Source organism: Bradyrhizobium sp. TM102, from assembly GCF_009176685.1.
Lineage (GTDB): Bacteria > Pseudomonadota > Alphaproteobacteria > Rhizobiales > Xanthobacteraceae > Bradyrhizobium > Bradyrhizobium ottawaense.
Genome location: NZ_AP021855.1, coordinates 645,092 through 657,410 on the forward strand (window position 1 = coordinate 645,092; position 12,319 = coordinate 657,410).

The window sequence follows — 12,319 nt, forward strand, 5'->3', positions numbered from 1 at the left end:
AACAGGCTATCCCGCAGCCCCGGCGCGATCGAGCTCGGTCTCCGTCACCACGCGATTGCGGCCGCTGCTCTTGGCGAGATAGAGTGCGCGATCGCAGCGCTCGACGAGATCGGTGATCGCTTCGCCGGCCCGGTACTGCGCCACGCCGATCGACACGCTGATGCTGGGCAGAACCTCGCCGGTGGAGCGGCGGGTGATCGTGCACTCGGCGAGCGCGTGCCTGATCCGCTCGGCGATCTCGGCACAGGTGGCGAGATCGGCATCCGGCAGCACCGCGATCAGCTCCTCGCCGCCATAGCGGGCCGGCAGGTCCTGCTCGCGAACCTTTTCGCGCAGCACCTTCGCCATCAGGCGCAGCACCTGGTCGCCGACGCCGTGGCCGAAATTGTCGTTGAAAGTCTTGAAGTGGTCGATGTCGAGCATCAGCACGCTGAGCGGCTCGCCCCACGCGGCAGTCGCCTGCGCTTTGCGCAGGAATTCGTCGAGCGCCCGCCGGTTTGCGAGGCCGGTCAGCGTGTCGGTCCGGGCGCGCTCCTCGGACCTCGATAGCGAATCGCGGATCACGTCGAGCTCGCGGGTCTTTTCCGCAAAGCCGGCTTCCAGCCGTGTCGCCCGTGTGGCGGCCCGCGCCAGCTCGTTCATGAGCTGGGCAACCAGCGCCTTCGGATCGACGCCGGCCTTGCCCTGGTCCGCCACCTCGCTGATGACCTGCATCTGCGAATGATTGTCGGCGATCGCGGTCGCCAGAAACTCCTTCGCGGCCCCCATGAGCGCCTGCAGCCGCTCGGACGTGTCGACCACGGCGGCACTCACCTGGGGCGCGACATAGGTCTTGAACAGGTCCTGATTGGTTCGGGCGTCGAAAGGACGATTGTGGTCGATCAGAAGATCGATCGCGTTGCGCAGATCCTCATGGCCGTCCCCGAAATACAGGAACCAGACGGCAAAATTGGCCGGGGTCGGCGCAATCCGCTGTTCGGCCATGCTCCGCATCGCCCGTCCGGCAATGGACGCGGCATAGTCGTAATCGGGCTCGTCGAAGCTGGAATCCATCGCACTCATGCGGTCTCGTCGGGCCGCAAATTGGCATTGACCCCTTAATCACACCCCAACGCCGACCTTCGTAGTTATGCGGAGGCCCCGACAAAGTTCCAAACTGCGGCAACCCATTGACCCCCTAAGGACTTCTATGGCCTAGTCCGCCGTCTTGAGACGGCCGAACCCACGAAAACCCCAACGATTCCATGACCTCCGAACGCTATAACGCCCGCGACGCCGAACCGCGCTGGCAACGCCTCTGGGACGAACAGGCGATCTTCGTCTCCAAGAACGACGATTCGCGGCCGAAATACTATGTGCTCGAGATGTTCCCCTACCCGTCCGGGCGCATCCATATCGGCCATGTTCGGAATTATACGCTCGGCGACGTGCTGGCCCGCTTCATGCGCGCCAAGGGGTTCAACGTGCTGCATCCGATGGGCTGGGACGCTTTCGGCCTGCCGGCCGAGAATGCCGCGATTGAGCGCAAGGTCGCGCCGAAAGCCTGGACCTACGACAACATCGCCGCGATGAAAAAGCAGCTCCGCTCGATCGGGCTGTCGCTGGACTGGTCACGCGAATTCGCGACCTGCGACCCCAGCTACTACAAGCATCAGCAGAAGATGTTCCTGGACATGCTCGGCGCCGGCCTCGCCGAGCGTGAGAAGCGCAAGCTCAACTGGGATCCGGTCGACATGACCGTGCTCGCCAACGAGCAGGTGATCGACGGCCGCGGCTGGCGTTCCGGCGCCGTTGTCGAACAACGGGAAATGAGCCAGTGGGTCTTCAAGATCACGAAGTACTCGCAAGAGCTGCTGTCCGCGCTCGATGGGCTCGATCGCTGGCCCGACAAGGTCCGGCTGATGCAGCGCAACTGGATCGGCCGCTCGGAAGGGCTGCTGGTTCGCTTCGCGCTGGATCAGGCGACGACGCCCGCCGGCGAGAGCGAGCTGAAGATCTTCACGACGCGCCCGGACACGCTGTTCGGCGCAAAGTTCATGGCGATCTCGGCAGATCATCCGCTGGCGCAGGCGGCCGCCGCGAAGAACCCCGAGCTTGCGGAGTTCATTGCCGACATCAAGAAGATCGGCACCGCGCAATCGATCATCGACACCGCGGAGAAGCAGGGCTTTGACACCGGCATCCGCGCGGTGCACCCGTTCGATCCGAATTGGAAGCTGCCGGTCTATGTCGCCAATTTCGTGCTGATGGAATACGGCACCGGCGCGATCTTCGGCTGCCCGGCGCATGACCAGCGCGACCTCGACTTCGTCAACAAGTACAATCTCGGCAACACGCCGGTGGTGTGCCCCGAGGGCCAGGATCCGAAGTCGTTCGTCATCACCGACACCGCCTATGACGGTGACGGCCGCATGATCAATTCGCGCTTCCTCGACGGCATGACCATCGAGCAGGCCAAGGACGAGGTCGCAAAACGTCTGGAAAGCGAGCAGCGCGGCAACGCGCCGGTCGGCGAGCGCCAGGTGAATTTCCGCCTGCGCGACTGGGGCATTTCGCGCCAGCGCTATTGGGGCTGCCCGATTCCCGTCATCCACTGCCCGAAATGCGATGTGGTGCCGGTCCCGGATGCCGATTTGCCGGTGACGCTGCCTGACGATGCGACCTTCGACAAGCCGGGCAACGCGCTCGACCATCACCCGACCTGGAAGCATGTCACCTGCCCCAAATGCGGGGGCAAGGCTCAACGCGAAACCGACACCATGGACACCTTCGTGGATTCGTCCTGGTACTTTGCGCGCTTCACTGATCCCTGGAACGACAACGCTCCGACGACGCCTGCCGTCGCCAACCGGATGCTGCCGGTCGACCAATATATCGGCGGCGTCGAGCACGCGATCCTGCATCTGCTCTACAGCCGCTTCTTCACCCGCGCGATGAAGGCGACCGGGCACATCGCGCTGGACGAGCCGTTCGCCGGCATGTTCACGCAAGGCATGGTGGTGCACGAGACCTACCAGAAGGCCGACGGCACCTATGTGCAGCCGGCCGAGGTCAAGGTCGAGGTCGGCGGCAACGGCCGGCGCGCGACGCTGCTGACGTCGGGCGAAGACATCCAGATCGGCCCGATCGAGAAGATGTCGAAATCGAAGAAGAACACGGTCGATCCCGACGACATCATCGAGACCTACGGCGCCGATGTCGCCCGCTGGTTCATGCTGTCGGATTCACCGCCCGACCGCGACGTGATCTGGAGCGACGAGCGCGTCCAGGGTGCCTCGCGCTTCGTGCAGCGGCTGTGGCGGCTGGTGAACGATTCCATCGAACTCGGCAAAGCCGCGCCGGCGGCCCGGCCGGCCAGCTTCGGCCCGGACGCGACCGCCTTGCGCAAGGCCGCCCATGGTGCGCTCGACAAGGTCACCACCGGAATCGAACGGCTGCACTTCAACGTCTGCCTGGCCCATATCCGCGAATTCGCCAATACCTTCTCGGAGATCTTGCAGCGACCCGGCCAGCCCGCCCCTGATTTGGCCTGGGCGATCCGCGAAGCCGGTCAGATCCTGGTCCAGCTGTTCTCCCCGATGATGCCGCACCTTGCCGAAGAGTGCTGGCAGGCTCTGGGCCAGAGCGGGCTGGTTTCCGAGGCCCATTGGCCGCAAATCGAACGCGATTTGCTGGTTGAAGACAGCGTGACCCTCGTGGTCCAGGTCAACGGCAAGAAGCGGGGTGACGTCACAGTTGCAACAGCGGCCCAGAATCCGGAAATCGAGGCTGCCGTTTTGGCTCTCGATGCGGTAAAACTGGCCCTGGACGGCAAGCCCGTCCGCAAGGTGATCATCGTCCCCAAGAGGATCGTAAATGTTGTCGGCTAGGATCCGCATCGCAGCCCGCTTGCTGGCGGTCGCCGCATTGGCGGCGCTGACGGCTGGTTGCTTCCAGCCGATGTATGCCGAGCGTGGCGACGGCACCCCCGGCTTGCGCGAGAAACTGATGGGGGTCGAGCTCCCGCCGATCGCCAAGCCCAATGCCTCCCGCGAGGCCCGTGTCGGTGTCGAAGTCCGCAATGCTCTCGCCTTCAAGCTCTACGGCACCGCGACGGGAATGCCGCCGACCCATCGGCTGGACATCCGCTTCACCTCCAGCCGTTCTTCGCTGATCGTCAGCGCCACGACGGGATTGCCGACCAGCGAAAACCTCGGCATCGACGCCCAGTACAATCTGATCGAGGTCGCGACCGGTAAGTCGGTGATGACCGGCACCACGTTCTCGCGCGTGTCCTATGACATGCCAGGGTCCTATCAGCGCTTCTCTCGCACCCGCGCCGTGCGCGACGCGGAGGATCGTGCCGCCAACGAGATCGCTGAGAACATCACCACCCGCCTCGCCTCGTTCTTCACCGCAGGCACCTGATTATTCCCGTCATTCGGGGCTCGCGAAGCGAGAACTACGGTGCGCAATTGCGCACCTGAGAATCTCGATTCCCAACCTCTGGGTTCCGGGTTCGCGCTCCGCGCGCCCCGGAATGACAAGGTAACAGGCAACATGGTCGCGCTGCGTGGAAAAGAGATCGACGCCTTCCTCGCCCGCCCCGATGCGGGCCGCCCGATCATCCTGCTCTACGGTCCCGATGCCGGCCTGGTGCGCGAGCGCGCCGATGCGCTGATCGCCTCTGCCGTCGATGATCCCAACGATCCGTTCTCGCTGGTCAGGCTCGACGGTGACGAGCTCTCCGCCGAGCCCTCGCGCCTCGTCGACGAGGCCATGACGGTGCCGCTGTTCGGCGGTCGCCGCGCCATCCGCATTCGCGCCGGCTCGCGCAGCTTTGCCAGCGGCATCGATACGCTGGCGGAGATGTCGGTGAAAGATTGCCGCGTCGTAATCGAGGCCGGCGAGCTGCGCCCGGAATCGCCGCTGCGAAAAGCCTGCGAGAAGGCCAAGGCCGCGGTAGCGATCGGCTGCTATCCCGACACCGAGCGCGACCTTGCCAAGCTGATGGATGACGAATTGCGCATCGCAAATTTGCGCATCGCGCAGGACGCCCGCGCGGCGCTGATGTCGTTCCTCGGCGGCGACCGCCAGGCCTCGCGCAACGAGCTGCGCAAGCTGACGCTCTACGCCCACGGCAAAGGCGAGGTCACGCTGGACGACGTGATGGCCGTGGTCGCTGATGCGTCCGAGCTCAAGCTCGACCCGATCGTCGACGGGGCCTTTGCCGGACGGCCCGACATCGTCGAGACCGAATTCGCAAAGGCCATGATCGCCGGCACCTATCCCGGCGTGATCATCTCCGCCGCGCAGCGTCAGGCTGCGTGGCTGCACAAATCGGCGCTCGCAATCGCCGACGGCCAGCCTGCCTCCGCCGTGCTCGACGGCGGCTATCCGCGCCTGCATTTTTCACGTAAGCCCGCGGTCGAAACGGCGCTGCGAAATTTCAGCGTGGCGCGGCTCGCCGCCATCATCGAGCAGCTCGCGACCGCGGCGCTCGACACCCGCAAGCAATCCACGCTAGCCGCCGCCATCGCTCAGCGGACATTGATGGCGATCGCCGCGAACGCGAAGCGGCGGGGCTGAGCCACGCTGTCATCCCCGCGAACGCGGGGATCCATAACCACAGGAAGTCGTTTGGCGAAGACTTGCGGTCCGGTACTGCGCGCCCGGTCCGATCGATAAATCACGCGGTATGGGTCCCCGCGAAAGCGCTAGGGCATGCACATATCTGGTGCGGCGGATTGACTCGGGTTCGTCCTGGGGGTTCCAGAATCGGAGATCTATGTGATTCCTATTGCGGCACTCCATGGTTTGGACGGGGGTGCTGCGATGTTGTCACGGATTGACTGGACGCTGGGCCGGTTCGGGGATCGTCGTCTCGATAAGGGGGCGGCGCTCGCTGAACGCATGGTTGCGGGCAAAACTGTCTGCCTTCGGCAGCTCTCCAGGGGGAACCGCGCGCTGGAAGTGCGGTTCAACCGCTTTCTTGGCCATGACAAGGTGACGGTGGATCGGATCATCGAAAGCTGGAGCAATAGCACGGGCCCTGCCGTGGAAGGCCGCCACGTGCTGGCCATCCAGGACACCAGCGAGATCCACTTCAACACCACGCCGCAACGCCGGCGCGGGCTCGGAGAAATCGGCAAAGGCAATAACCACGGCGTGCTGCTGCACCCGCTGCTGGCTGTGGACGCCGACGACGGCAGCTGTCTTGGGCTTTTGAGCGGGCAGATATGGACGCGCGCAGGTCGCCGCACGACCTCGCATGATGATCGGGAATTATCGGACAAGGAATCGCAACGCTGGATATCGACTGCCGTGGCGGCAAGGCCGCTGCTCACCAAGGCCGCGGCGGTGACGGTGCTGGGTGACCGCGAGAGCGATATTTTTGCCCTTTATGCCAGCTCGGCCAAGCAACACTTCCACGTCATCGCGCGCAGCATGCATGATCGCAAGCTTGCCGACCGCAGCAGCCTGTATGAGGCCAGCGATGCCATGGCCGCGGTGGACCAGCGTATGATCCAACTGCCTGCGCGCGCCGCGCGGCCGGCTCGCCTGGCCCACCTCGAACTTCGCTTTGGCGCAATCGAGCTCGCCCGCCCGCAGAATAAGTTCTTGCACCATCTGCCGAAAAGCTTGCCGCTGGCGGTGGTCGATGTGCGCGAGATTAACGCCGAAACCGGCATAGAGCCGCTGCACTGGCGGCTTCTCACCTCTCACGAGGTCACCAGCATCGAGGACGCCTGGCGCATCGTCCAATGGTACAAGCAGCGCTGGATCATCGAGCAGTTCTTCCGCATCCTGAAGACACAAGGCCTCAAGCTCGAAGACAGTCAGATCGGATCCGCCGATCGGCTTCTCAAGCTGGTTGCGATCGCCGCCAAGGCGGCCGTCATCACCATCCAGCTTCTGCAGGCCCGCAATGGTGGTCGCCAGCCCATTCTCGCGGCCTTCGACAACGGCCAAATTGGCGCGCTCACAGCCCTCAACCGGCAACTCGAAGCCGCGAGCAAGCGACTAAAGAACCCACATCCGCCCGATAGTCTCGCTTGGGCCGCCTGGATCATCGGCCGTCTCGGCGGGTGGGATGGCTACCCATCGTCCAAGCCGCCGGGCCCGATCACCTTCAAAAACGGCCTCGAATACTTCAACGCCGTCGCAGCAGGATGGAGCCTCAGAGATATGTGCATGCCCTAGCGCGTTCGCGGGGACGACAGCGAGGGCTTGGCCTACAGCACGCCCTTCGCCAGCCGCTTCATCACTTCGTCGAGCTGATCGAGGTTGCTGTAGCTGATCTGGACCGAGCCGCCGGGATCGCGGTGATTGACGGTGACCTTGAGGCCGAGCGCGTCGCTGACGCGCTTTTCGAGATCGATCGTGTCGGGGTCTTTTTCCTTGCCGCCGGTGGCGCGCGCCTTTTGCGGCTTGCGCTCCGGTACGCCCTCTTCATGCGCGAGCGCTTCGGCCTGGCGAACGTTGAGGCCCTCCTCGACGATGCGCTTGGCGGCCGCGAGCGGATCGGGCACCCCGATCAGCGCGCGGGCGTGGCCTGCGGTCAACTCGCCGGTTGCGATGAAGGCCTGCACCTCGGCCGGCAGCTTCGTCAGCCGCATCATGTTGGCGACGTGGCTGCGGCTCTTGCCGACGACCTTTGCGATGTCGTCCTGGCTGCGTTTGAACTCGTTGGCGAGCGCATGATAGCCCTGCGCCTCTTCCATCGGGTTGAGGTCCTCGCGCTGCACGTTCTCGACGATCGCGAACTCCAGCGCGTCGCTGTCGCTGATGTCGACCGGGACGATCGGCACTTCGTGCAGGCCGGCCATCTGCGAGGCGCGCCAGCGCCGTTCGCCGGCGATGATCTCAAAGCGGTCCTGTGCGCCCTTCACCGGACGCACCACGATCGGCTGGATCACGCCGTGCTGCCTGATCGACTCGCTGAGCTCCTTCAGCTCGGTGTCCGAAAAGGTGCGGCGCGGATTGCGCGGATTGGCCTTGATGAACTCGATCGGCACCTTGCGCTGCGCGCGCGGCCGATCGACATGCTGAGCCTCGCCGCCGACGTCACCGATCAGACTTGCAAGACCCCGGCCCAATCGCGAACGCGCTTCGTCGGCCATCGCCAGCTCCCTTGGATTCACGGTGCAGCACTCCAGAACTGAATTTCGAATCGTAGAATCTTGGGGTGGGCAAAGCGAAGCGTGCCCACCGATCGTGTGTGGAAGTTGGTGGGCACGGCGAAGACGCCTTTGCCCACCCTACGGCCTCGTCAATGCGTGACGCGCAGCTCGCGCTCGCGCTGGATCACTTCGGTGGCGAGCCGCAAATAGGCTTCGCTGCCGACGCATTTGAGATCGTAGACCAGCACCGGCTTGCCGTAGGACGGCGCTTCCGAGATGCGCACGTTGCGCGGGATCATGGTCTTGTAGACCTTCTCGCCCATGAACTGCCGGACGTCGGCGACGACCTGGTTGGAGAGGTTGTTGCGCGAGTCGAACATGGTCAGCACGATGCCGTGGATCGACAGGTTCGGATTGAGCGTCGAGCGCACCTGCTCCACGGTCTGCAGCAATTGCGACAGACCTTCGAGCGCGAAGAACTCGCACTGCAGCGGCACCAGGATCGCGTCCGACGCCGCCATCGCGTTCACCGTGAGCAGGTTGAGCGAGGGCGGGCAGTCGATCAGCACATAGGTGTAGTCGGCATCCGGCGAGACGTTGTTGTTGAGCGCACCGATGGCGTCGCGCAGCTTGAAGGCGCGGCCAGGCGTGGTGCCGAGCTCGAGCTCGAGGCCGGAGAGATCCATGGTCGAGGGCGCGATGTGCAGCCGCGGCACCGCGGTCGAGACCACGGCCTCGCGCAGCGGGGCTTCACCAATCAGCACGTCATAGGTCGAGCATGAGCGGTTGCGGCGATCGATGCCGAGGCCGGTCGAGGCGTTGCCCTGCGGATCGAGATCGACGATCAACACACGCTCGCCGATCGCGGCGAGTGCGGTGCCAAGATTGATCGCTGTGGTTGTTTTCCCCACACCGCCCTTCTGATTCGCCAGCGCCAGGATGCGCGGATGGCCATGCGGCACCTCGCTGGTCGGTTCTTGGGTCGGTTCTTGGGTCTGCTCTTGCTGCGGCTCGTCAATCACGGTCATCGAAATTTCCCCACTCAACCCCTGAGCGCCTCAGCTGCGCCGTTCGGCGGCATCGAGCTCCACGATCCAGCCGTCACCCGTGCGGCTTTGGTGGAGTCGAGGCTCGATATTCCAATATTTAGCGGCTTCGGTCAATTCAGCCTCTACATCTTGACCCTTGAGAAATAACGCCTTTGCGCCTTGGCGCATCAGCGGCTCCGCAAAGCCGATGAGTTGATGTAGCGGAGCCAGCGCACGGGCGGTGACGCAATCGACGGGGCCGGTGATTCTATCCACATTATCCCCGATCTCAGCGAGATGTACGACTCCCGGAGATGTGGTGACGCGAACCGCTTCGCGCAGGAACGCCGCCTTCTTGGCGATTCGCTCGACGAGATGAACGCTCGCACCCGGCGTCCCGGCCATGGCGCAGGCCAGGACAATGCCGGGAAAGCCGCCGCCGCTGCCGAGATCGGCCCAGCGCTTCGCGGCGGGCGCGAGATCGACGAGCTGGAGCGAATCGGCGATGTGCCGGGTCCAGAGCTGCGGCAGGGTCGAGGGCGCGACCAGATTGGTCTTGGCCTGCCACTCCCGCAGCAGCGCGATGTAGCGATCGAGCCGGGCTTCCGTTTCATGTGAAACGGGCGCGAGCTCGAGCGCCTCACGCTTGTCGGCAGCGATGACGGAATCGAGCGCCTGATCGTTGGCACTGGCTTTGTCGATCTTCGGCTTGGTCGGTCCCGGGTCAGATCGACGATGCGCGCCCTCACCTGTCCCTGGTCGTCGCGTTAGCGGTCTGTCCCCGCCCGGTCCGCGCTGTTTCACGTGAAACGCCTATGCGATTGCCCTGGTGGATTTGCGTGCCTCACGCCGGAGATAGGCCGCGAGAATGCCGAGCGCTGCCGGCGTCATGCCGTCGATCCGGCCAGCCTGCCCGACGGTGAACGGCCGTGCCTTCTCCAGCTTGGCACGCACCTCGTTGGAGAGCCCGGGCACCTGCTGGTAATCGACCTCAGACAGCACCAGCCCCTCGTCGCGCCGGAAGGCCTCGACGTCGGCGCTCTGGCGATCGAGGTAGACATCGTACTTGGCGTCGATCTCGAGATGTGTGGCGATGACGGGATCGATGGCGGACAGCTCCGGCCAGATCGCGCGGACCTGGCTCCAGCCGATATCCGGATAGGCCATCAGGGAGAACGCCGACCGGCGCTGGCCGTCCCGGTTCAGGGACAGCCCGTGCTTGATCGCTTCGTTCGGGGTGATCGCCAGCGACTTCGACAGCGCCCTGGCCGCGTTCAGGGCGTCCATCTTGGCACGATGATGCTGGGTCCGGGCACTGCCGACGCACCCCAAAGCGATCCCCTTCTCGGTCAAACGCTGATCGGCATTGTCCGCCCGCAAGGTCAGGCGATACTCGGCCCTGGAGGTGAACATCCGATAGGGCTCGCTGATCCCGCGGGTGACGAGGTCGTCGATCATCACACCGAGATAGCCGTCGGCACGGTCGAACACCGTCAATGCGGCCCCGCTCGCAGCCAGTGCCGCGTTCAGGCCGGCCACGATGCCCTGCCCGGCAGCCTCTTCGTATCCGGTGGTGCCGTTGATCTGTCCGGCCAGGAACAGGCCGCGGAGGCGCTTGGTCTGCAGGGTCGGATCGAGCTCGCGGGGATCGATGTGGTCGTATTCGATGGCATAGCCCGGCCGGACCATCTTCACTCGCTCAAGGCCGGGAATGCTGGCGAGGATCGCGAGCTGGACCTCCTCCGGCAGCGAGGTCGAGATGCCGTTGGGATAGACGGTGCTGTCGTCGAGGCCTTCCGGCTCCAGGAAGATCTGATGACCGTCACGATCGCCGAAGCGGACGATCTTGTCCTCGATGGAGGGGCAATAGCGGGGACCAGAGCTCTTGATCTGGCCGGAGTACATCGGGGAGCGATGGACATTGGCCCGGATCACCTCATGGGTCGCGGCCGTGGTCCGGGTGATCCCGCACTGGATCTGCGGGGTGGTGATCCGCTCGGTCATCACCGAAAACGGCTCTGGCGGCTCGTCGCCGGGCTGCATTTCGACCGCCGACCAGTCGATCGTGGTGCCGTCGAGACGCGGCGGAGTGCCGGTCTTGAGCCGTCCAAGGGTGAAGCCGGCGCGCTCGAAGGAGCCGGAAAGACCCATCGCGGGCGCCTCTCCGACGCGGCCGGCCGGCCAGTTCTTCTCACCGAGATGGATCAGACCACGGAGGAAGGTACCGGTGGTGACGACAACAGCCCCTGCCCGAAGCTCCCGGCCATCCGCCAGGCGCAGTCCGGTGACGCGGTTATCGACCACGATCAGATCGTCAGCCTCGCCTTGGATGACGGAAAGACCCTCGGTTTCCCGGATCGCGGCCTGCATCGCAGCGGCATAAAGCTTCCGGTCGGCTTGGGCCCGAGGACCGCGGACGGCGGGACCTTTTCGACGATTGAGCACGCGAAACTGGATGCCGCCGGCATCGCCCACGCGCCCCATCAGACCGTCCAGCGCATCGACTTCGCGAACCAGATGCCCCTTGCCGAGGCCGCCGATCGCCGGATTGCAGGACATCGCGCCAACGGTGGCGAAACGATGCGTCACCAGAGCCGTCGCAGCGCCCATCCGGGCAGACGCAGCCGCGGCTTCACAGCCGGCGTGGCCGCCGCCAATCACGATGACGTCGAAGCTCTCTCGCTCTGTTCGCATGTCCGGACTTCTAGCTCAGTGTCGGGAAAGCCGGAAGTAGAAACTGGCGAGGCGATGTTTCACGTGAAACACGGACCAGGGGCCGAAAGCGATTTCACGAAAACAACCCCATGCACAGTAGAATGGCCATTGAATTGTTTCGTGTTTCACGTGAAACGAAATCGGCATTCCACCCGGGCAGTTTGGACGCTGGTGGATATTGGATCCGCTGGACGCCACGCTCAGGCATTGCGAGCAAAGCGAAGCAATCCAGAATCCCTCTCGGACGCTTCGTCGCAAGTGCTCCCTCGCACTGACGCGTAGCGGCTGTAACAGTCCTTTACACTCGCGGAGACTGGAACTTCCGTTCGCGCCGGGACCCCGGCCTTCAGCCGAGCGGTGTTTCACGTGAAACAACTGCGCGCACGCCGGATCTCGAACGCGGCGAAGGAGCCGGAGGCCCAGATCACGTCTCACGCCACCCCGACTCCGAAACGGGGTTCCCAAATCGATATC

At 64.4% G+C, this 12,319-nt stretch carries 9 protein-coding genes; 4 read left to right on the forward strand and 5 right to left on the reverse strand.

What is annotated here, in order from left to right; all coding sequences use genetic code 11:
- Positions 1 to 6: 6 nt before the first annotated feature.
- The gene (locus GDN70_RS03050) at positions 7 to 1,053 is read right to left on the reverse strand and encodes a GGDEF domain-containing protein (protein WP_028139368.1); all 1,047 of its coding nucleotides are present in this window, start codon (positions 1,051 to 1,053) and stop codon (positions 7 to 9) included.
- A gap of 191 nt (positions 1,054 to 1,244) precedes the next feature.
- On the opposite strand from GDN70_RS03050, the gene leuS reads away from it, so the two are divergent.
- From leuS to GDN70_RS03070, 4 genes are all read left to right on the forward strand, one after another.
- Positions 1,245 to 3,869 carry a leucine--tRNA ligase gene (leuS, locus tag GDN70_RS03055; RefSeq protein WP_028139369.1) on the forward strand — a complete coding sequence of 875 codons (2,625 nt, stop codon included), beginning with the start codon at positions 1,245 to 1,247 and terminating at the stop codon, positions 3,867 to 3,869.
- On the forward strand, positions 3,856 to 4,407 hold the full coding sequence (gene lptE / locus GDN70_RS03060; RefSeq protein WP_018323549.1) for an LPS assembly lipoprotein LptE: 552 nt from the start codon (positions 3,856 to 3,858) through the stop codon (positions 4,405 to 4,407). Before leuS ends, lptE begins: the two co-directional genes overlap by 14 nt.
- 132 nt (positions 4,408 to 4,539) lie before the next feature.
- Positions 4,540 to 5,568 carry a DNA polymerase III subunit delta gene (holA, locus tag GDN70_RS03065; protein ID WP_028139370.1) on the forward strand — a complete coding sequence of 343 codons (1,029 nt, stop codon included), beginning with the start codon at positions 4,540 to 4,542 and terminating at the stop codon, positions 5,566 to 5,568.
- Between the two features lie 324 nt (positions 5,569 to 5,892).
- On the forward strand, positions 5,893 to 7,182 hold the full coding sequence (locus GDN70_RS03070; protein WP_038951373.1) for an IS4 family transposase: 1,290 nt from the start codon (positions 5,893 to 5,895) through the stop codon (positions 7,180 to 7,182).
- 32 nt (positions 7,183 to 7,214) lie between these two features.
- Here the strand turns inward: GDN70_RS03070 and GDN70_RS03075 are convergent, their stop codons facing one another.
- The 4 genes from GDN70_RS03075 to mnmG form a co-directional block, all read right to left on the reverse strand.
- Entirely contained in the window at positions 7,215 to 8,102 is an 888-nt protein-coding gene (locus GDN70_RS03075; protein ID WP_028139371.1) for a ParB/RepB/Spo0J family partition protein, read from the reverse strand.
- A gap of 149 nt (positions 8,103 to 8,251) precedes the next feature.
- The gene (locus tag GDN70_RS03080) at positions 8,252 to 9,130 is read right to left on the reverse strand and encodes a ParA family protein (RefSeq protein ID WP_018323546.1); all 879 of its coding nucleotides are present in this window, start codon (positions 9,128 to 9,130) and stop codon (positions 8,252 to 8,254) included.
- 30 nt (positions 9,131 to 9,160) lie between these two features.
- Positions 9,161 to 9,790 carry a 16S rRNA (guanine(527)-N(7))-methyltransferase RsmG gene (gene rsmG, locus GDN70_RS03085; protein WP_371731601.1) on the reverse strand — a complete coding sequence of 210 codons (630 nt, stop codon included), beginning with the start codon at positions 9,788 to 9,790 and terminating at the stop codon, positions 9,161 to 9,163.
- Between the two features lie 153 nt (positions 9,791 to 9,943).
- A complete protein-coding gene (gene mnmG / locus GDN70_RS03090; protein ID WP_152102141.1) occupies positions 9,944 to 11,824 on the reverse strand; it encodes a tRNA uridine-5-carboxymethylaminomethyl(34) synthesis enzyme MnmG in 1,881 nt (626 codons plus the stop codon).
- Positions 11,825 to 12,319 lie beyond the last annotated feature (495 nt).